The following is a 20,863-nucleotide window of genomic DNA, read 5'->3' as shown; positions in this document are numbered from 1 at the left end:
ATGCCTGCATGAGTCGAATTCTGATTGTCGAGGACGAAGACGTCATTCGCTCGGCGTTACGCAAGTTACTGCAGCACAATCAATACGAAGTGGAAGAGGCAGACTCCGTCAGTAACGCCTGCGCGCGTTATGAGCTGACACAGTTCGATCTGATCATTACCGATCTGCGCCTGCCGGATGAACCCGGCACGGCAATGATCCGCAAGGCCCCCACTGTGCCCGTGCTGGTGATGACCAGTTACGCCAGCCTGCGCTCCGCCGTTGACTCCATGAAGATGGGCGCGGTGGATTACATTGCCAAGCCATTTGATCACGACGAGATGCTGGCGGCCGTAGCCGACATTCTGGCGCGACAGCCCACTGATCAGTCGATGCAGGGCGAGGGCAATGCTCCTGCAGCTGGCGCGCCGGACCCCAGCCAGATCATGTTCGGCGAGTGCGCCGCCATGCAGAAAGTCTTCACCTTGATTCGCAAGGTGGCGCCCACCGACTCAACGGTCCTGATACAGGGTGAGTCAGGCACCGGCAAAGAACTCGCCGCGCAGGCCCTGCATCAGCTCAGTCCTCGCGCAGCCCAACCAATCATTTCTGTAAATTGTGCAGCCATTCCCGAAACACTGATTGAGTCCGAGCTCTTCGGCCATGAAAAAGGCGCTTTCACCGGTGCCGTCTCCGTGCGTAACGGTCTCATCGAAGCAGCGGACGGCGGCACGCTGTTTCTGGACGAGATAGGCGAGCTTCCCGCTGAAGCTCAAGCTCGCCTGCTGCGAGTATTACAGGAAGGTGAGATCCGAAGGGTAGGTTCGACCCAGAGCCGCAAGGTCGACGTTCGCATGGTTGCAGCGACACACCGCAACCTCAAGGCCATGACCCGTACCGGTGAGTTTCGCGAGGATCTCTTCTACCGACTGAATGTCATGCAGATCCGCCTGCCCTCTCTCAACGAACGCGGCAGTGATGTTCTCGGCCTTGCCCGGCGCTTTCTCAAGCGGCTCGGTGATCGCATGAACAAACCCGACCTGTCCCTTTCGCCTGACGCAATGCAGGCTATCGAGCGCCACACCTGGCCTGGGAACGTCCGTGAACTTGAGAACGCCATTGAGCGCGCGGTCATTCTCAGCGACGACGCCGTGGTCACGGCGGAAGACCTCAACCTGGAGAATGAGGATGATGTCGACGTGCCAGAGAGTCTGTTGGCCGAAAACCGTGCCCAGCCCCGCCCTGCCGTCGCGCCCGAGCGCGGACAGGACCTGTCTCTGGAAGACTACTTCCAGCACTTCGTGCTGGAAAACGAAGAAAAAATGAGCGAAACCGAGCTTGCGCAACGCCTCGGCATCAGTCGCAAGTCTCTTTGGGAGCGTCGGCAGCGCCTTGGCATACCCCGAAAAAAAGGCAGCTAAGGAAAAGCAGCAATCGCAGTGTGGGGCAGAGCACAAAGTGTTACCCAGTGTTACCTTGCGGAACACAAGGGTGGCTTACCTCTCCGCCCCAGTAACGTTTCCCACCGGTAATTTTGAGTCAATAAAACTAGCCCTCCCGCTAACCTGTTGTTTTAAATTTGGTTTAATAAAGTGGCACGCCAACTGCACCCTTACTCTACAAAACAAGAAGAACATCCAGACGGATAAACGCAGCGTCAAAACAAAAATAAAAAGCTGCCAGCGCGCCCGGTAACAAAAACAAAAACAGGGTGCGGCGAACTGAGTGTTTTGAGTGCCGAGCTTTTTAGTGGGCCTGCGACACTGCAAGTGATTTCAGCAGAGAAGAACTATCCTTGAGGTAGCGCTGTCGGAATCGCCAAGCTTGCATCATCGTCACTGCCACTCTCTGTATTCAAAGCTTTCCGTTCGCAAACTTGCAACTCCGACTTGGGTGTTGCGCTAAAGACAGAAACGCAAAAAAAACAATAAGCGATGGGTCAAATTCGAGGCGGAATTGGATAACTTCAATTCCGCCTTTTACTTTATGGGCCACACTAACCCCGCAGCACGTTTCCCCGCCGCCTAGTGCCCCGGCAGAACTTGTGAAATCTCCCGCCCTTTGCAGTAAACTCCGTTCTTTCGTTTTACACCTTTCGGATTCCTGCCACAGGTACGGGATCCCTGCCATGGGACGCTTCCCCTTCGATGCTTGAACAATTAGAAAAATCCGTACGCTGGCTAAAAGATCGCCTGAGCGCTCTGGTTGAGACGGCTGAGTCCAACTCCGTCAAAACTGACGGGAGCCGGGTAACCATCATTCCGCGCGATCAGCATTGCATTTCCCGGAAGGACATTAGCGAGCCCGCCAAGAAAGTCTTGTCGAGGCTAAACAATGCGGGTTTTGAAGCGTACCTGGTAGGCGGCGGCGTCAGAGACCTTTTGCTTCAGGGCCACCCCAAGGATTTCGACATAGGGACAAACGCCACCCCCGAAGAGGTTCACGAACTGTTTCGCAACTCGCGATTGATCGGGCGGCGTTTCCGGATCGTTCATGTCATGTTTGGGCGAGAAGTCATCGAGGTAACTACCTTCCGCGGTAACGCCGGCAATGAGAGTCCTGAGGACGATGACCCTCGTCAAACAAGCGAGCATGGGCTTTTACTGAGCGACAACATATACGGGACCCAGGAAGAGGATGCACTAAGGCGGGACTTCACTGTCAATGCGCTGTACTACTGTATTCGTGACTTCAGCGTGCACGATTTCACCGGCGGCATGGACGACCTCCGCAACCGTACGCTGCGGCTGATTGGCGACCCGGAGACCCGATACCGTGAGGATCCGGTACGGATGCTGCGCGCCGTCCGGTTTGCCGCCAAACTGGGATTCAGCATCGAGCAGAGCACAGCTGGCCCAATTCATACGCTCGCTGATCTTCTCCGTCACATACCACCAGCTCGTCTTTTCGAAGAGGTTCTCAAACTCTTCTCGGCCGGCTATGCAGAGCAAAGCTATCATCTGCTCCGGGAGTACGAGCTCTTCGCGCCCTTGTTTCCCGAGACTGCAGCGGCTCTGGACGCCGGCGAGAATGATGAGATTATCCTTGCAGCTCTCGCAAATACCGATCGCCGTATTAAAGAAGGTAAGCCCGTTACGCCTTACTTCCTCTACGGCGCGCTCCTTTGGCCGGCATTGAAGCTCGAGTGGGAGCGCCGCGAGAACGAGGGAGAACCAACCTACCAGGCCCTGCAACTGGCAGCGAGCGACATTGTCGCGAGACAGGTCCAGGCTACTTCCGTACCGCGCCGCTTCAGCGTACCGATGAAAGAGGTCTGGGATCTTCAGGCGCGGCTACCCAAACGTCGCGGCAAGCGCGCTGAGACGCTGCTTGGGCATCCGCGATTCCGTGCCGCGTATGATTTCCTTCTGGTGCGGGAGGCCGCTGGCGAGCATACCGACGGTCTGGGGCAGTGGTGGACTGAGTACCAGAACCTGGACGAAGCCGGCAGACGAGCCATGGTCAACGCCCTGGGTGGTCCGGCGCCCAGAAAAAGACGACGCCGAAGCTCATGAGTGAAAGCAGCCGGGTTTTTGTCGGCGTAGGCAGCAACCTCGATTCGCCCTTGCAACAAGTGCTGAGTGGCCTCGAAGCCCTTTCCCAACTTCCACAGTGCCGGCTTCTCGCGGCGTCGTCGCTTTACAGAAGTGTTGCGCTGGGGCCCGCCAACCAGCCGGACTACATCAACGCCGTTGCTCTGATGGAAACCCGCCTGAAGCCGGCCGAGCTGCTTGAAGCCTTGCAGATGATCGAGAACGGCCACGGCCGGGTGCGGCAGGAACGCTGGGGCCCGCGTACGCTAGACCTGGACATTCTTCTGGTGGACGCGCAGATTATTGATTTGCCCGTGTTGCAGGTCCCCCATCCCGAGATCGCGAACCGATCTTTTGTGCTCGAGCCTCTTTACGAGCTCTGGCCGGAGGGACAACTGCCCGACGGCCGGCTGGTTTCGCATTTGCTGAAGGCCTGCGAAGGCCCAGCCCTGGAGCGCCTGGCACTCTGAAGCCTTGAATGGTAATCGCAAGCGGCAAAGATCAAAACCAGTGTCGGCGCGGCTTTCGCCGGATCAGCCAGCGGCGTTGGTTGCGAGCGCGGCGCAGGCAGATTAATCTGCGCTATCAGGAATGCTTGCGGCTGATGGGCGCTACCGGGTCCGTAACCGCCGGCTCCTTCCGATATTGCCGAAACACGGATATAACCATGGCCGTAACGATCAATACCCTGCGCGATTGTAAAACCAGGGGCGAAAAATTCACCTGCCTGACCGCCTACGACGCGACTTTTGCCCATCTGATCAGTCAGGCCGGTGTCGAGGTAATGCTGGTGGGCGATTCCCTGGGTATGGTGTTGCAGGGTAACGACAGTACTCTGCCCGTCACTGTCCAGGACATGGCCTACCACACCCGGGCGGTGGCAAGGGGCAATCGGGGCGCCCTGGTAATGGCCGACCTGCCATTCATGAGTTACGGCACGCCCGACGCGGCCATGGATAGCTCGGCCCAGCTCATGCGCGCAGGCGCCCACATGGTCAAGCTGGAAGGTAGCAGCTGGATGGCCGATACTGTCGAGATGCTGAGCACCCGTGGAGTTCCCGTCTGCGCACATCTTGGCCTTACGCCGCAGTTCGTCAACAAGTTCGGCGGTTACAAGGTCCAGGGCAAGGACGACAGCGCCGCTGATCAGATGGTTGCCGACGCGCGCGAACTGGTTGAGGCCGGCGCGGATATTATCCTGTTGGAGTGCGTTCCCAGCGCTCTGGGCCAGAGGATCACCGAAAGCGTACCGGCGCCCGTTATCGGCATTGGCGCCGGCGCGGCAACCGATGGCCAGGTACTGGTCATGCACGATATGCTGGGTGCCACCCCCGGCAAGCCGCCTCGCTTCGTCAAAGATTTTCTGGCCGAGACAGGCACAATTCAGGGTGCCCTCGAAGCTTTCGTGGACGCCGTTAAAAAGGGCACTTTCCCAGCCCAGGAGCATACGTTTAAAGCATGAGAACCGTACATACCGTCAAGGAACTCCGGGCCATGCTGCGCGCGCGGCGCGAACGCGGCGAAAAGATTGCGTTCGTGCCCACCATGGGCAACCTCCATCAGGGCCATATCGAACTGGTGCAGAACGCGCGGACGCAGGGTGACGTTGTCGTCACCAGTATCTTCGTCAATCCCATGCAGTTCGGCGAAAATGAAGACCTGGACGCTTACCCCCGCACGCTCGCGGAAGACCAGAAAGCGCTGGAAGACGCGGGCAACCATCTTATTTTCGCGCCGACCGTACGCGAGATCTATCCCGACGGCATGGAGGGACAGACTCGCGTCGTTGTACCCGGTCTCACGGAACACCACTGTGGGGCCAGTCGCCCGGGGCACTTCACAGGTGTTGCGACGGTGGTCACGCTGCTATTCAACATTGTCCAGCCGGATGTGGCGCTTTTTGGTGAGAAAGATTTCCAGCAGATTGCGGTCATTCGCAAGATGGTCGCCGACCTCTTCATGCCTATACGCATCGTTGCCGTGCCGACTGTACGTGAGGAAGACGGCCTGGCCATGAGTTCGCGTAACGGCTTTCTGAGCGAGACGGAACGGGAACGCGCGCCGGTTCTTTATCAGTTACTTACCGAGACAGCGAAGGCTATTGCGGCGGGTGAGTCAGACTTTACAAGCCTGCAGGCGGGAGCCATGGCCCGCCTCCGAGAGAATGGCTTCCAGCCGGACTATTTCAACGTGGTGCAAAGCGAAACGCTACAGCCCGCGACGGCGTCCGACGCTCAGATTACAGTGCTGGCTGCGGCGAAACTCGGGAGCACGCGGCTTATCGATAACATCAGCCTGGAAAAAGATTGATCTAGTGTCCAGTCCTGCCTGCGAGCCCGCCCTGTCCAAAGGCTCCAGCTGTACGCGCAGGTCACAAATTACCCGGACAGGACACTAGGGACAGTTAACTAGCCAAGGACGTCGCTGTATGAACGATTCCGCCTCTACCCCCACCGAACTGACTACCCGCCCGGAGTGGGCGGCGCTAACTGAACATGCGCAGGCCATGCGTAATGTTCATATGCGCGAGCTGTTCGACCGGGACCCTGGCCGCTACCCCCGCTATACGGCCGAAGCCGCCAGCCTGCACCTGGACTACTCCAAGAACCGGATAACCGACGAGACGCTGGACAAGCTGTTTGCGCTGGCTCGCAGCTCTGGCTTATCGGACAAAATCGAGGCCATGTTCCGCGGCGAGATGGTTAACGTCACCGAGCAGCGCCCCGCGCTGCATGTCGCGTTACGAAGCCTGGGCGACGAAGCGATCGAAGTGGATGGCAGCGACATCATGCCGGAGGTGAGATCGACCCTCGACCGCATGGAAGAGTTTGTCTGGCGCGTCCGCAGCACTCAATGGCGGGGTTTCAGCAATCAGCCCTTCAAGGACGTGGTCAGCATCGGTATCGGCGGCTCATTCCTCGGCCCCAAGCTGGTTTCCGCTGCACTCAAACCCTATTGGCACGGCCGCCTGAACTGCCATTACGTCGCCAACATCGACGGCTCGAATATCACCGAAGTCCTCCGTTACATTGACCCTGAAACCACGCTCTTCCTGATTCAGTCCAAGTCTTTCAAGACCCAGGAAACACTGGAAAATACAAAGATAGCCCGCGAGTGGTTCCTCCAGAACGGAGGTTCCGAAGAAACTATCGCCAAGCACTTTGTGGCCGTCACTGCCAATATGGACGAGGCCGAGAAATTCGGCATCCTGCGGGAGAACATCTTCCCCATGTGGGACTGGGTCGGGGGCCGTTACTCACTCTGGTCCGCTATTGGCCTGCCAACAGCGCTGACCATCGGCATGGAAAACTTCCGCGCCCTGCTCTCAGGTGCGTATTCCATGGACCGCCATTTCCGGCACGCGCCGCTGGAAGAAAACCTGCCCGTGATACTGGGGCTGCTCGGCATCTGGTACAGCAACTTTCATGGCGCCGATGCCCACGCCATTCTTCCCTACGACCATTACCTCCGTGGCCTGCCCGCCCACCTTCAGCAACTCGACATGGAGAGTAACGGCAAGTCGGTCACGCTGGAGGGTCAGGAAATCACCGACTACCGCACCGGCCCAATCATCTGGGGCGGCGCCGGCGCCAACGGCCAGCATGCCTACCACCAGCTTTTGCACCAGGGCAACCGCCTTTCGCCCGCGGATTTTATAGTGCCGCTGCGCACCCATAACCCGGTCGGCCAGCATCACACCATCCTGTTCGCCAACTGTCTGAGCCAGTCGCAGGCGCTGATGCGCGGCAAGACCGAGGCCGAAGCACTGGCAGAACTCAAGGCTGCCGGGATGGGTGATGAACGGGCACAGGCGCTGGCGCCGCACAAAGTCATCGCCGGCAACAAGCCGTCCAATACGATACTGTTCGAGCGTTCGACGCCGCGCACGGTCGGGGCGCTGGTGGCGCTCTATGAACACAAGGTGATGGTGCAGGGCTGCATTTGGGGTATCAATTCGTTTGACCAGTGGGGGGTAGAACTGGGTAAACAGCTTGGCCAGGGAATATTGGATATTCTTGAAGGGAAAGCTGCGGAACCGGGCTCGCTCGACAGTTCGACCGAAGGGCTGATTCGGCGCTTTGTCTCGCGCCACGACCCGGACTGCTAGATGTCCATAGACAGGCCGTCGGGCCGTGGCGCAGCTGCTACAGCTCGGTCCCACGCCAGGAAAAAGGCACTCTCCAGAGTCTCTGGTGACAGTCGTAATTCGCCCAGAGTTCGCTAAAGGTCAGATCAAGGACGGGGTGCCGACAGCCTGGCGCAATCTCCGCCAGAGGCCGTAACACAAAGGCATTCAGAACAATCTCGGGGCGCGGCAACTCGACACCGTCGAAAGATCCGACCAGATCGTCATAAAGCAGCAGATCGATGTCCAGGGCACCCTGTCCATAAACGGTACCGTCGCGCTTCCGGCCGAATTGCTCCTCCAGCTCTTTCAGCCGGTGCCTGAGCCCACCTATTGACAGGTCGGTTTCGAGGCCCACAACCAGGTTGAGGAAATTGCGACCGGTAAAGCCGACTGGCTCGCTTTCGTAGACTGGCGAGAGCGTGAGCCCGCCGAAACTGGCGCCCAGGGCGTCCAACGCCAGCCGGACGTGCCGCACGGGATCCTGGTTACTGCCCACTCCAAGATAAACGTAACTCAAGCGCTGTTTTCCGCGCCCAGGCGCAGCCCGCGGTTAATGCTCACACCAACCGATACGGCGCTGGCCACGGCACCGGGCTTACGAATGGTCAGTTGCAATCCGGGCACTTCAAACTCGTCCATCAGCTTTTGCGCGAGAGATTCGGCCAAGGCCTCCAATAACTGAAACCTGCTCTCGCCAACCCAGCCGGCGACAGCTTCCGCGACGCGACCGTAGTCCAGAGCCTGTGTAACATCATCGCTCATGCCCGGCACCCGATTGTCCCATGCCATCACCAGATCCAGCATCAGTGTCTGGCGAACCTCGCGTTCCCAACCATAGACACCGATCAGGGCGTCTACTCTTAGACCTTCGATGAATACCCTGTCCATCCTGATTGCTTCCTTTTAAGCTCCGGCGTAACCTCGAGTCTACCCTTCGTAACATTGGTTGACCTCGGGAACAGACGGAATGAATTCGTTCGGCTCACTGCTGGCTGATGCCTTGCCGTGGTGTCTCTTCGCTTATCTCGCAGGTTCAGTCCTGATCGCGCCGATCGTCTGCCGGGCGCATGTCCTGCCATCTCCGTGGCATCACGGCTCCGGCAACCCCGGGGCGACCAATGTCTACCGCCTGGGCGGCGCCTGGCCTGCAACCCAGACCCTGTTCGGCGATGCCGCCAAGGCGACAATACCCATCTGGGTCGCGCAGGCGGTAGACGTCAGTTTTGCGGTGCAGGTACTGATGGGACTCAGCGCAGTCATAGGCCACATGCGCCCACCCTGGCACCGTCGCGGTGGCGGTAAAGGCGTAGCAACAACCCTGGGTGTTGGCATTGCACTAGCTCCCGCGACTATTTTCACGCTGGGACTGCTCTGGTGCATTATCGTCTGGCGAACACGCACATCTTCCATCGGCTCTATAACTACCGCCATTCTCGCGCCGCTGATTGCCCTTTGGCTCAATCCCGAGACACTCGGCCTGTTTGTGCCGTTGAGCCTGCTAATGCTGTACCGCCACCGGGACAATCTGGCACGGCTCCGTCAGGGCGACGAGAACCGGCTTTAGCTTCCCGTTGCGGCTGACCAATCACTCAGACTGATCCTGCGCTCAGTCTCGCTTCAGCCCCGCACTGCACTCGGTCATCAGTGACGGTAGCTGGTCCAGAGGCCACCTTGGTACGGCGAGTATACGGTCACCGTCCCGTTGCCCCGCACGCAGACGCTGCCAGCCAGCGTAAGCGATCATGGCACCATTATCGGTACAGAACTCAGGCCGGGCATAGAACAGGCGAGCATGCTCCTTGCAGGCCATGGTATCGAGCTGCTCACGCAGTCGCTTGTTTGCACTGACACCTCCGGCGATTACCAGTGCTCGGCGACCCGTCTCGCGCAGGGCCCGACGGCATTTTATAGCGAGGGTCTCCACCACCGCCGTTTCGAACGCGCGGGCGATATCCGCACGCGTTTGCTCGCTATCATCACCCCCCCGGGTCGCGGCCGCCAACGTATTCATGGTGAATGTCTTCAAACCGCTGAAACTGAAGTCGAGGCCCGGACGGTCGGTCATCGGTCGCGGGAAACGGTAGCGTGCGGGGTCACCCTGCTCGGCGAGCCGGGCGACCTGGGGGCCGCCCGGATAGTCCAGACCAAGCATTTTCGCCGCTTTGTCAAAGGCTTCGCCGGCTGCATCGTCTACTGATTCACCTAAGAGCCGATATTCACCGACGCCCTGCACATCAACCAGCTGGGTGTGCCCGCCGGAAACCAGGAGCGCTACAAACGGGAAAGCTGGTGGATCTGGCTCAAGCATCGGCGCCAGGAGATGCCCTTCCATATGGTGCACGCCAAGTACCGGGCACCCAAGCGCCAGGCCCAGAGCATGGGCGAACGAACCACCCACCATCAGCGCCCCCACCAGACCGGGACCTGCGGTGTAGGCGATGCCCTCAATCTCGGTCAGTTGCAGGCCGGCATCATCAAGCACCTGACGACACAAGGGCAGAAGCTTTCGAACGTGGTCGCGTGATGCCAGCTCCGGCACAACACCGCCGTAATCCGCGTGCATGGCGACCTGACTATAGAGCACGTGGGAGAGTAGTCCGCGTTCGCTGTCGTATACGGCTACGCCGGTTTCGTCGCAGGAAGTTTCTATACCTAGAACGCGCACAATGGATAATCCTGGTAGAGAGGCTTTGAAAGAGGCTTGGCCAGGTTTGCGGTAGACCGTGATAAACCAGAGGCTTTACCGGGTCGCTATTCTACCAGATCCTCGGGCTTGCTGGCGTTGAGCTGAACCACCCCGCCGGTGACAGTTACTGCCCCGACAGCCGCCCCCAGTGTTAGGCTTTACAAATTCACCGGCACGTCCTACAATTCGCGGCCTTGTCGATCGTATGTAGTTTGGTCACCCATTGATCGGCCCACGAATTTTAAATTCGCATAACCCATTTAAGGTAGGTGATTTTCGAATGCCCTCTGTAAAAGTTAAAGAGAACGAGCCATTTGACGTCGCGTTGCGTCGCTTCAAGCGCTCCTGCGAGAAGGCAGGCGTCCTTTCTGAGGTACGCCGTCGTGAGCACTACGAGAAGCCGACTTCAGTGCGCAAGCGTAAAGCTGCCGCCGCCGTCAAGCGCCATCTCAAGAAGCTTCAGAGAGAGCAAAAGCGCTTCGAACGCCTGTATTGATCCAGGCTGTTCCGCAAAAGCCCGCTTCTGGCGGGTTTTTTTGTTTCTGACACCCCGGTTTAAGTGCTCCAATCAGGCTCATCCACGTGAGCGGCTTGCGGCCGCTGGCTTATAATACCGAATGGTCCGCCCGTCTTCCCGTGCAAACCCGGGTTGTTATAACAGCAACTCTTGTAAAAACTGTCTTGCAGGAATCGCCATGACTGACCAAGCCCTTAAGAATCGTCTCACCGAAGATATGAAAACCGCAATGCGCAACAAGAACAAGGAGCGCCTCGGTACCGTTCGCATGATCCTGGCAGCCGTCAAGCAAGTTGAGGTTGATGAGAGAATCGAGGTCAGCGACGAGCGTGTGCTGGCCATTCTTGACAAGATGGCAAAACAGCGTCGGGACGCCGCCACCCAGTATCGGGATGCCGGCCGGGAAGACCTGGCGAGCCAGGAGGAAGCCGAACTCGTCATTATTCAGGATTTCCTCCCCGCCGCCCTGACCGACCAGGAATTGGACGCGATGATAGCCAGCGCTATCGAGCAGACAGGCGCTGCCGGCGCCAACGACATGGGCAAGGTCATGGGTGTGCTTAAGCCCCAGGTCCAGGGTCGGGCCGACATGGGCCAGGTCAGCAAAAAAGTGCGCGACACTCTGAACGGCTAAGCAGCCTCTACCCGGTCAAGGTTTGCTATGAGCGGCATGATCCCCCAACGGTTCATCGACGATCTCCTGGAAAGGATCGACCTGGTCGAGCTTGTGGGCAGCCGGGTAACCCTCAAGAAAGCAGGCCGCAACTACAAGGCCTGCTGCCCGTTCCACGAAGAGCGCACGCCGTCGTTCAATGTCAGGCCAGACAAAGGCTTTTACCACTGCTTCGGTTGTGGCGCCCACGGCGACGCCATCAGCTTTCTGCGCGAGAGCGATCATCTGGGCTTCACCGAGGCGGTAGAGGAGCTTGCAAAGCGCGCCGGCCTCGAAGTGCCTTACGACCAGGCCGCCCGGGAAGAGATCAGACAGGTCCGCACCCTCACCCAGGCCTTGGAAACCGCGACCGATTTCTACTGTAACGCGCTGCAGCAGCACCCGGGCAGCGCGTTGGCCCGCGAGTACATACGCAACCGCGGGCTCAACCAGGACATTGTCGAGCGTTACCGTGTCGGTTTTGCTCCGCCCGAGGGTGATGCGCTGGCCAGAAATGTCGACGCGGAGACACGCAAGACGCTACTGGAGACCCATACACTATCCGATCGCTACGGCTCGGTACGGGACCTGTTCCGTAATCGCATCATGTTCCCCATACGCAACAGTCGAGGCCGGACCATCGGCTTCGGCGGGCGCACACTGGGCGACGACAAAGCCAAGTATATCAATTCGCCCGAGTCCGACGCCTTCCACAAAAGCCGTGAAATCTACGGCCTTTATGAGGCCATGCAGGCCCGGCGGCAGATCGACAAACTGTTGGTGGTCGAAGGCTACATGGATGTGATTGCGCTGGCGCAACACGGCATCGACTATGCGGTTGCAACGCTCGGCACAGCGACCAACAGCGAAAGCCTGGGCGCGCTGCTCAAGCAGGCGCGACATCTCGTGTTCTGCTTTGACGGCGATACCGCGGGACACAGGGCCGCTGACAAAGCGCTCGATAACGCCCTGGAGATGCTGGCGGATGGCATGCACCTTCAGTTTCTCATCCTTCCGCCCGGCGAGGACCCCGACTCCCTGGTGCGAAAGGAAGGTGCAGAGGCTTTCCGCAAAAGGATAGATGAGGCCGCCCCGCTGTCCCGTTATCTGTTCGAGCGGCAGAGCGAGGGGCTTGATCTGACCCTGCCGGAACATCAGGGCGAGCTCCGCGCCCGCGTGGAGCCGCTGATCCGTCGCATGCCTCGCTCCACCCTGAGCCAGGGCATGTGGCAGGAGATGATCCGTCTGTGCAGCCGTCCGGCCTTTCGCTCCAGGGGTTTTTCACGAGAGTTTGGCAAAAAGGGCCCGCCCATCATCCAGGGCCCCCCACTCAAGGCCGGCCCGCGCAAAGAAAAAACGCTTTGCCTGGCATTGTTCTATAATCCAGCTCTGGCAGCCCAGGCGCACCCGCACCTTGCCAAGGAGAACGACCTCGGCGTGAGCGCCGCGTTTGCAGAATGGCTGTTGGAGCGTGAGATCATGACGCAGGATGAAGTCATGGCCCGCCTGGCGACCGACACCGCAGCCCGTCAGCGCTTCTACAATATGTTTGACGGGATTGAGCATTTCCTCGACGAGGAGTCGGTCTGCAGAGAGGCACTCGACAGCCTCGAAACGATCAAGGAAACCCAGGCAAAAAGACTTATAGCCCGGCCGGGAAGGCTTCACTAGACCGTCCTCACGCCAGACCATCCAGAAACTGTGATTGGAACTATATCGGCGCGCGGGGTCTAAGCGTGCAGAGAGTAGTCGATCGCGGTAAAACCGAGGCATTGAATTCCCGAAATTGATCACCATCTACTCATCCGGTGGCGGCTATTGCACCTGCAGGCTATAATAGTCGATTACCCTTTCCGTCTCTTTTTCTTCATTCCGTAAGAGTGTTTATGTCAGGCAATTCGCAAAAGTCCCGTTTGAAAGAGCTCATCGCCCGCGGCAAAGAACAGGGTTACCTGACTTATGCCGAGGTCAATGACCACCTGCCTGAAGACATCGCTGATCCCGATCAGGTCGAAGACATTATTCGCATGATCAACGACATGGGCATCCAGGTCGGCGAAGAAGCTCCGGACGCAGAAACGCTGCTGATGACCGACGGCGACACCGCCGCCGATGAGGCTGCAGCTGCCGAAGCCGCAGCCGCGCTCGCCGCGGTGGAGAGTGATGCCGGTCGCACTACGGACCCGGTACGGATGTACATGCGCGAGATGGGCACAGTCGAACTGCTGACCCGGGAAGGCGAAATCGTCATCGCCAAGCGCATCGAAGAAGGCATACGCGATGTCATGGCAGCCATTGTCCATTTTCCGGGCACCGCCGCTGCCATCATTAATGCCTATGACACTATCGTCGAGAATGAAGGCCGCCTGAGCGACATCGTGTCCGGTTTTCTCGATCCGGATGGCGTAGAGCCGTTGAATACTCCGGATGAGCCAGAACCTGCGTCCAGCGATTCATCCGACAGCGACGGCGACAGCGATGACGACGACAGTGATTCCGACGATGATGCCGAGAAAGAGAGTGGCCCGGATCCGGAAGAAACGCGCCTACGTTTCGAACTCCTGAGAGAAAAGCTCGCTTTGGCCATGGCCGAAATCGACAAGCACGGTCACAGCAGCAAAGAAGCACAGAAAGCGCTGTATGACCTGGGCGAAGTCTTCGCGCCTTTCAAGCTGGCCAATCGTCACTTCGACCAGCTGGTGAACCTGATTCGCTCGACCAACGAGTCGATCCGCGAGCATGAGCGCGCGATCATGGCGATCTGTACCCGCGACTGCAAAATGCCGCGCAAGGACTTCATCAAGCAGTTCCCGGGCAATGAGACCAACCTCGACTGGCCAAAGAAAGTCGGTCGTAGCCGCAAGGACTACGCCCCGGCTATTAACGAGCGCAGCGATGAGCTGATCCGCCTGCAAAAGCGTATTCTGCAGATCGAGCAGCACATCAGCCTGACCGTGCCCGAGCTCAAGGAAATCAACCGCCGGGTATCGATTGGCGAAGCCAAGGCCCGCCGGGCCAAAAAAGAAATGGTTGAAGCTAACCTGCGTCTGGTTATCTCCATCGCGAAGAAGTACACCAACCGCGGCCTGCAGTTCCTCGACCTGATCCAGGAAGGCAACATCGGCCTGATGAAAGCGGTAGACAAGTTCGAGTACCGTCGTGGCTATAAGTTTTCGACCTACGCGACCTGGTGGATAAGGCAGGCGATCACGCGTTCTATCGCCGACCAGGCCCGGACCATCCGTATTCCGGTCCACATGATCGAGACCATCAACAAGCTCAACCGCGTTTCGAGGCAGATGTTGCAGGAGATGGGCCGCGAGCCGACGCCGGAAGAATTGGGCGAACGCATGGAAATGCCGGAGGACAAGATCCGTAAAGTCCTCAAGATCGCGAAAGAGCCTATTTCCATGGAAACGCCCATCGGTGACGATGAAGATTCGCACCTGGGTGATTTCATTGAAGATATCCTGGCTCTGTCACCCGTGGACTCGGCAACAGCCGAAGGCCTGCGCGAAGCGACCAAGACCGTCCTGTCCGGTCTGACGGCCCGCGAAGCCAAGGTGTTGAGGATGCGGTTCGGTATCGAGATGAACACGGATCACACGCTGGAAGAAGTCGGCAAGCAGTTCGACGTCACCCGCGAGCGGATCCGGCAGATCGAAGCGAAAGCCCTGCGCAAGCTCCGCCATCCTTCCCGGTCGGACCACCTGCGCAGCTTCCTCGACGAGTAGTCGGGGAAATCAGGCAACACAGGTAGCGGGCGCCATTCCATCTGGATATAATGGCGCCCGCTTCTTTTTAGCGTCCACGATCTTTCGGGCGCGTCTGCAAAAAGTTTCGGGCCTATAGCTCAGTTGGTCAGAGCAGGGGACTCATAATCCCTTGGTCGGAGGTTCAAGTCCTCCTGGGCCCACCATTTTCCGCGTCAAATTGCCTGCACATGCCGCTTTCAGGCTTAGCCTTAAGCACCCTTCTGCGCTCTGAAGCCCAGCAATGCAGAGGGCAAAGCTAAGAACGCAAAGACAACGGCTTCACCTCGCTTTCCGGCGCGTCTGGTCAAGCCAAAGTACCCCGCCGTCCTGCTTAATGTTAACGCTCGACACATCGTTTTGTTCATGCGCATTGGCCGCGCCAGAACGCACCTCTGGCCATTGCTGGCTAGCGTCGATAAATCCGTACCTGCCGTTGGTTGAGCACCATGAGGCCGAGTGCCAGGGCTCCCAAGCCCCTCAGACCCAGCCCCGAAACCTCGATAGCGCGCGCAAAGAGATATTAGCATTTGGTAAAGCCTGGGCTACGGGAGCAAATTCGGCTGGATTTCGCCTTTTGATAACGAGATAGTAGTACCCATAAATTTCATACTCCCAGCCTTATTGTTGTAATGACATCACCAATTCGCACGCCCGGCTCGCTGCTCCTCCAGCTTCGGCAAGCCACTCAACAGGCACATCTCCGGGTGGAGCGGCATGCTCTTCTCGCCTCTTTGTTGAGTTCCGGCCTGGACCTGCCCCGTTATCTCCGCATACTTCGAGCTTTCCACGCTTATTACCAAACGCTCGAACCGGGATTGAGCAAGGCATCGCTAGCCATGTTGCCAACGCAATCCGCCGGGTATCACTATATTCCGCGTGCCGAAATACTGGCGGAGGACATGCAAGACATCCAGGGCAGCCACTCCCCCGAGTCGCCTCGCCCGGACTCCAAAAAATGCGCTGTGCGACGGACGCCGGGGCACATCCTGGGCTGGCTCTATGTCCTTGAAGGCGCTACCCAAGGCGGCCGGATTATTGCACCCAGGGTCTCCCGGGAACTAGGCCTGAGCGTTAGTTACGGCGCCCGCTACTTCAACCTCTACCAGCAGGGCCAGTGGCGCTCGTTTCAGGCGCTGGTCGAAGGATGTCAGGCTTCCCCTGAGGTCCCTGGCAGACCTGATGTCGCTGGCTTTTCTGAAGCCGTTGGTGCCTCTGCGGCGATAGAGGGCGCCCTCGATGCATTTGACAGCCTGACAACCTATATGGACGCCTGGATTAGAGTTTAACGGAAACCACCCATGTCAGAGTTTACCAAGTCCGAGATCGACTCCGCCCTTGCGGGCTGCGCCCGCGAGCCCGTCCACACCCCCGGCGCTATCCAGCCCAACGGCTGCCTGATCAGCGCCGATATCGCGTTACAGCGGGTGTTGCAGGTCAGCGCTAATATCGATGAGGTGCTGGGCGTTAGCCCCTCAACTGCCCTGGCCGGCACGGCGGACCATCTGTTGGGCAGTGACCTGGCGGACCGATTGCGGTCCATGTCGGCTGACGGAGAGGCGGCATCCCAGGGGTCAATACGCGTGCGCCGAACAGTTGATAGCGTTAATCGCCGGTTCTCGGTTCGCCACTACCGCAGTGCAAACCGTACTGTTGTCGAGCTGGAGTTGGACGATCCATCTCCAGATGAAGATCTGATACCTAACCGAAACAGCTGGCTACAGCCGGTCAATACCGCCGAAACGCCACAGCAACTCCTGGAGAGATTGACTCATACAGTGATGCAGCTGACAGGCTACGACCGGGTCATGGTTTACCGATTCGACGACGATAACCATGGCAGCGTCGTCGCAGAGAGTCGCTCACAGGAGGCTGACAGTTATCTGGGTCATCATTTCCCGGCAAGTGACATTCCCGCACAGGTCCGGGATCTGTACAGCATCAACCCTGTGCGCTGCATCCCTGACGCGACGGCGCCGGCGGTAGGACTCCTACCGCCGGAAGATCCGCTTGACGGGACACCACTGGACTTATCACTGGGCAATCTGCGTGCTGTGTCCCCGGTGCATCTTCTATACCTTCGCAACATGGGTGTCGAAGCCGCAGCGTCGTTCGCAATGCACGACGAAGGAAACCTCTGGGGGCTGGTTGCGTGTCACAACCTGACCGCGAAGAAGCTATCGCCCGGTACGCGTGACGATATAGCCGTCCTGGTTCAGGTGGCCACCTCACGTCTGTTGTTGCTACAGGCCCGCCTGAACTCCCGCTACCGTCAGCAAATTCGGGACAGCCGGGAACTGTTTCTGGTCAGGCAGGAAGGCAAGTTGCCGACGCCCGACAGCTTTTTGCAGCGGTTCGGCGCCGACTGGCTGACTCTGTTCAGCGCAAACGGGCTGGCCCTGCTCTACCGTGGGAAGCATTATCGCTACGGGACAGTACCTGACACGACGAAACTTGATGGCATAGCCAATACACTGTCCAGAATTCAAGTAAGAAACTACTGGCATACTCACCAGATGGGTCAGAGTGAGCTGGCCGATTACTATGCAGGGAATGACACCAGCGGACTGCTCGCCATAAGGCTACCCGTCAGCGGAAACGCGGCTTGCTGGCTATTCCTTTTCAGGCCTGGCCAAACAATGACCCGGACATGGGCAGGTCGGCCGGAGGACAACTCCGCCCGGAGCCCGACAGGCAAGCTCATTCTGACACCGCGTAGCTCTTTTTCAGCCTGGACCGAAATCATGGAAGGCATCAGTGAACCCTGGGTTGAGATCCAGCGGCGAGCGGCGATCGACCTGGGCGAGGACCTCGCTGTCGTCTTGTTCAGTCGCGAAGTGGATCAGCTCAACGCCAACCTTACTGCCGCCAACGAGCGCTTGCGGCGCCTGGCACAAACCGATGCATTAACCGGGCTGCCCAACCGCCGACTGCTAGAGGATCGGGTGGAAGTCAGCCTGTCCCGGGCTCATCGCAACAATCGGACCCTGGCACTTCTTTTCCTCGACCTTGACCGCTTCAAGCAAATCAATGACACGCTGGGCCACCGGGCTGGCGATAAACTGATTGAAGGTGTGGCTGAGCGACTGCAGTCGCTCGTGCGGGAGACCGACACAGTGGCGAGACTCGGGGGCGACGAATTTGCCATATTGCTGGATGAAGTCGAATCGCCAGACGCCGCCGGGGTTATTGCCGATAAAGTGCTAGAGGTGTTTGCTGTTCCCTTCGAGTTGGAGGGCGACACTATCGACGTCACGTTCAGCATGGGCATCTCCCGCTATCCTGCCGACGGTGACAGCTTTCGCAAACTGATGCACCACGCTGACATGGCCATGTACCAGGCCAAAAGCCAGGGCAGGAACAACTACCACTACTACAGCAATCCCCTCGGGCACTAGGCTGTTGGTATTCAAAAACGCCGTGGCAACAGTTGGCGAGGTAAAAACGCAACATAGAAAAACGGCGCTGAGCCCCTTTTAACGGGCTTAGCGCCGCTTTTTCAACCCTGCCAGACGCCAAAGATCCAGGATCTGCAACCTCGGGCGCTGGCCAGGGCCAGGTGGCTACCCAGGCTTAGTTACCGCCACGGCTATTCTGGCCACCTTTCTTGCCCGCTTTCTGGGCTTCTTTGGAATCGAACTCATGGGCAGTGCCACGCTCATGAGCTACTTTGCCGCCCTTCTGGCCCGCTTTACGTGCCTCTTCCGAGTTGAATTCGTGAGCGTTGCCGCTTTCATGGGCAGCCTTGCCGCCTTTGCTGGCAATCTCTTCCTGCTTGTCCTTGTCCATTGATGCGAAACCACGATTGTCAGTATTAGCCATAATGAAAATCTCCTTTTTCAGCATTTTCCAATCCACGCCAACCACACGGCTGACCCAAATTGGGGGACTTGCGTTCTCGAGCGTTCTTCATCCGTTGAAGCTGTGTGTATCCCTTCGCCCGATGACTGCAACGTATCAAGTCACCCGGGCCTTTCCCAATTACGATGGATTAACGTTTTTACCTTTATTATCATGATGTTACTCAAGCTAATCACAACCTTATTATCATTCGTGGCTAGCGCACGCGATTGCTGTTTACGCCTGCAGTCGTCTCAAACATACTGGCGTCCGACGGGGCCTCATGGGAGGCGCCGACTATCTTATTCAGGATCATAGTGGAGGATCTGTCCATGGCCGCGAGCCCTAACCAATTGCTCGAACGGGTAAAGCAAAGGGATCCGGATCAGCCCGAGTTTCATCAGGCTGCGGGTGAGATTCTGCATAGCATTGCGCCTTTTTTGGAAAAATGCCCCGAGTATTCCCGCAATGGACTGCTCGAGCGAATTCTCGAACCAGAGCGCATCATCCAGTTCCGGGTCGCCTGGGTTGATGATGCCGGCGAGGTTCAGGTCAACCGCGGTTACAGAATCCAGATGAACAGCGCCATCGGCCCGTATAAAGGTGGGCTTCGCTTTCACCCTACGGTGAATCTGGGCATCCTGAAGTTCCTTGCTTTCGAGCAGGTATTCAAGAACGCGCTCACTACCCTGCCGCTCGGGGGCGGCAAAGGCGGGTCAGACTTTAACCCCAAAGGCAAAAGCGATCTCGAGGTCATGCGATTCTGTCAGGCTTTTATGAGTGAGCTCTATCGCCACATTGGCGCCGATGTGGACGTTCCGGCAGGCGATATAGGCGTGGGCGGCCGGGAGATTGGCTACCTCTACGGCATGTACCGTAAATTGAAGAACGAAGTGACCGGTGCCATGACCGGCAAAGGCCTGAGCTATGGCGGCAGTCTCATTCGGCCCGAGGCAACCGGTTACGGTCTCGTCTATTTTGTCGAAGAGATGCTTAAAACCCGATCGAAAGCTCTGGCGGGCTGCCGTGTCGCGATCTCCGGGTCTGGCAATGTTGCCCAATACGCAGCCGCGAAGGTGATGGAACTTGACGGGCTGGTCGTGACGCTGTCCGATTCCAGCGGAACCGTTCATAACCCCGACGGTTTCACCCAGGAACAGTGGGAGTACCTGATGGCGCTGAAGAACCAGCGGCGAGGCAGAATATCCGAGCTGGCCGAAGCATTCGGTCTGGCTTACGAGACGGACGCCCGACCCTGGCAGTTCCCGTGCGATATCGCGCTGCCCTGCGCCACCCAGAACGAGCTGGACGCCGACGATGCGGAGACACTCCTGGGCAACGGCTGTTTCTGCGTCGCCGAAGGGGCAAACATGCCGAGCACCTTGGCGGCGGTTGATCGCTTCCAGGCAGCCGGAATTCTGTTCGCGCCGGGCAAAGCGTCGAACGCCGGCGGCGTCGCGGTCAGCGGCCTGGAAATGGCCCAGAACTCCATGCGCCATCTATGGACGGAAGGCGAAGTCGACGCCAAGCTGCACGACATCATGATCGCCATACACCATGCCTGCCAGCGCCACGGGCAGAAAGGTGACTCGGTGGACTATGTTGCGGGCGCGAATATCGCCGCATTCATCAAAATTGCAGACGCGATGCAGTCTCAGGGCGTGGTCTGACCGGACTGTGATTCGACGATACCGCCGCCTGACACTCAAAACGGCAGGGCGATGAAGCAAAAAACCGGAGCCTGAGCTCCGGTTTTTCGTGATCCAGTGGCCTGC

At 58.4% G+C, this 20,863-nt stretch carries 18 protein-coding genes and 1 tRNA gene; 15 read left to right on the top strand and 4 right to left on the bottom strand.

The window, feature by feature from the left end:
• Positions 1 to 8: 8 nt before the first annotated feature.
• The 6 genes from soil367_RS02555 to pgi all read left to right on the top strand — a co-directional run bounded on the left by soil367_RS02555 (position 9) and on the right by pgi (position 7,620).
• On the top strand, positions 9 to 1,400 hold the full coding sequence (locus tag soil367_RS02555; protein ID WP_136546610.1) for a sigma-54-dependent transcriptional regulator: 1,392 nt from the start codon (positions 9 to 11) through the stop codon (positions 1,398 to 1,400).
• 726 nt (positions 1,401 to 2,126) lie between these two features.
• Complete coding sequence (gene pcnB, locus soil367_RS02550; RefSeq protein WP_136546608.1) at positions 2,127 to 3,494, top strand: polynucleotide adenylyltransferase PcnB; 1,368 nt, start codon at positions 2,127 to 2,129, stop codon at positions 3,492 to 3,494.
• Positions 3,491 to 3,982, top strand: a complete 492-nt coding sequence (gene folK, locus soil367_RS02545) for a 2-amino-4-hydroxy-6-hydroxymethyldihydropteridine diphosphokinase (RefSeq protein WP_136546606.1) — start codon at positions 3,491 to 3,493, stop codon at positions 3,980 to 3,982. The genes pcnB and folK (soil367_RS02545) overlap by 4 nt, the downstream gene beginning before the upstream one ends.
• Positions 3,983 to 4,179: 197 nt before the next feature.
• Positions 4,180 to 4,974 carry a 3-methyl-2-oxobutanoate hydroxymethyltransferase gene (gene panB / locus soil367_RS02540; RefSeq protein WP_136546604.1) on the top strand — a complete coding sequence of 265 codons (795 nt, stop codon included), beginning with the start codon at positions 4,180 to 4,182 and terminating at the stop codon, positions 4,972 to 4,974.
• Positions 4,971 to 5,822 carry a pantoate--beta-alanine ligase gene (gene panC / locus soil367_RS02535; protein ID WP_136546602.1) on the top strand — a complete coding sequence of 284 codons (852 nt, stop codon included), beginning with the start codon at positions 4,971 to 4,973 and terminating at the stop codon, positions 5,820 to 5,822. The genes panB and panC overlap by 4 nt, the downstream gene beginning before the upstream one ends.
• Positions 5,823 to 5,940: 118 nt before the next feature.
• Positions 5,941 to 7,620 carry a glucose-6-phosphate isomerase gene (gene pgi / locus soil367_RS02530; RefSeq protein ID WP_136546601.1) on the top strand — a complete coding sequence of 560 codons (1,680 nt, stop codon included), beginning with the start codon at positions 5,941 to 5,943 and terminating at the stop codon, positions 7,618 to 7,620.
• Between the two features lie 37 nt (positions 7,621 to 7,657).
• On the opposite strand, the gene folK (soil367_RS02525) is transcribed toward pgi, so the two are convergent.
• Entirely contained in the window at positions 7,658 to 8,158 is a 501-nt protein-coding gene (gene folK, locus soil367_RS02525) for a 2-amino-4-hydroxy-6-hydroxymethyldihydropteridine diphosphokinase (protein ID WP_136546599.1), read from the bottom strand.
• The gene (folB, locus tag soil367_RS02520) at positions 8,155 to 8,529 is read right to left on the bottom strand and encodes a dihydroneopterin aldolase (RefSeq protein WP_136546597.1); all 375 of its coding nucleotides are present in this window, start codon (positions 8,527 to 8,529) and stop codon (positions 8,155 to 8,157) included. The genes folK (soil367_RS02525) and folB overlap by 4 nt, the downstream gene beginning before the upstream one ends.
• Positions 8,530 to 8,608: 79 nt before the next feature.
• Here folB and soil367_RS02515 point away from each other — a divergent pair, with 79 nt between their 5' ends.
• The gene (locus soil367_RS02515; protein WP_136546595.1) at positions 8,609 to 9,205 is read left to right on the top strand and encodes a glycerol-3-phosphate acyltransferase; all 597 of its coding nucleotides are present in this window, start codon (positions 8,609 to 8,611) and stop codon (positions 9,203 to 9,205) included.
• Between the two features lie 42 nt (positions 9,206 to 9,247).
• Here the strand turns inward: soil367_RS02515 and tsaD are convergent, their stop codons facing one another.
• On the bottom strand, positions 9,248 to 10,306 hold the full coding sequence (gene tsaD / locus soil367_RS02510) for a tRNA (adenosine(37)-N6)-threonylcarbamoyltransferase complex transferase subunit TsaD (protein WP_136546593.1): 1,059 nt from the start codon (positions 10,304 to 10,306) through the stop codon (positions 9,248 to 9,250).
• Between the two features lie 301 nt (positions 10,307 to 10,607).
• On the opposite strand from tsaD, the gene rpsU reads away from it, so the two are divergent.
• The 7 genes from rpsU (at position 10,608) to soil367_RS02475 (ending at position 18,646) form a co-directional block, all read left to right on the top strand.
• Positions 10,608 to 10,823 carry a 30S ribosomal protein S21 gene (gene rpsU / locus soil367_RS02505; protein ID WP_136546591.1) on the top strand — a complete coding sequence of 72 codons (216 nt, stop codon included), beginning with the start codon at positions 10,608 to 10,610 and terminating at the stop codon, positions 10,821 to 10,823.
• 199 nt (positions 10,824 to 11,022) lie between these two features.
• The gene (locus soil367_RS02500; RefSeq protein WP_136546589.1) at positions 11,023 to 11,478 is read left to right on the top strand and encodes a GatB/YqeY domain-containing protein; all 456 of its coding nucleotides are present in this window, start codon (positions 11,023 to 11,025) and stop codon (positions 11,476 to 11,478) included.
• Positions 11,479 to 11,505: 27 nt separating this feature from the next.
• The gene (gene dnaG / locus soil367_RS02495) at positions 11,506 to 13,167 is read left to right on the top strand and encodes a DNA primase (protein ID WP_136546587.1); all 1,662 of its coding nucleotides are present in this window, start codon (positions 11,506 to 11,508) and stop codon (positions 13,165 to 13,167) included.
• A gap of 215 nt (positions 13,168 to 13,382) precedes the next feature.
• Positions 13,383 to 15,230: an RNA polymerase sigma factor RpoD gene (gene rpoD / locus soil367_RS02490; protein ID WP_136546585.1), complete on the top strand. Its 1,848-nt coding sequence runs from the start codon at positions 13,383 to 13,385 to the stop codon at positions 15,228 to 15,230.
• A 108-nt stretch (positions 15,231 to 15,338) separates the two neighbouring features.
• Positions 15,339 to 15,415 (top strand) — tRNA-Ile (locus soil367_RS02485).
• A gap of 465 nt (positions 15,416 to 15,880) precedes the next feature.
• Positions 15,881 to 16,537, top strand: a complete 657-nt coding sequence (locus soil367_RS02480; RefSeq protein WP_136546583.1) for a biliverdin-producing heme oxygenase — start codon at positions 15,881 to 15,883, stop codon at positions 16,535 to 16,537.
• A 12-nt stretch (positions 16,538 to 16,549) separates the two neighbouring features.
• The gene (locus soil367_RS02475) at positions 16,550 to 18,646 is read left to right on the top strand and encodes a sensor domain-containing diguanylate cyclase (RefSeq protein WP_136546581.1); all 2,097 of its coding nucleotides are present in this window, start codon (positions 16,550 to 16,552) and stop codon (positions 18,644 to 18,646) included.
• 175 nt (positions 18,647 to 18,821) lie between these two features.
• Here the strand turns inward: soil367_RS02475 and soil367_RS02470 are convergent, their stop codons facing one another.
• A complete protein-coding gene (locus soil367_RS02470) occupies positions 18,822 to 19,070 on the bottom strand; it encodes a KGG domain-containing protein (RefSeq protein ID WP_136546579.1) in 249 nt (82 codons plus the stop codon).
• 350 nt (positions 19,071 to 19,420) lie between these two features.
• Here soil367_RS02470 and gdhA point away from each other — a divergent pair, with 350 nt between their 5' ends.
• Positions 19,421 to 20,758: an NADP-specific glutamate dehydrogenase gene (gdhA, locus tag soil367_RS02465; RefSeq protein ID WP_136546577.1), complete on the top strand. Its 1,338-nt coding sequence runs from the start codon at positions 19,421 to 19,423 to the stop codon at positions 20,756 to 20,758.
• The last annotated feature ends 105 nt before the right edge of the window (positions 20,759 to 20,863 follow it).

It is taken from the genome of Hydrocarboniclastica marina (assembly GCF_004851605.1).
GTDB lineage: Bacteria > Pseudomonadota > Gammaproteobacteria > Pseudomonadales > Oleiphilaceae > Hydrocarboniclastica > Hydrocarboniclastica marina.
This window is presented reverse-complemented; position numbering and strand designations above follow the sequence as displayed.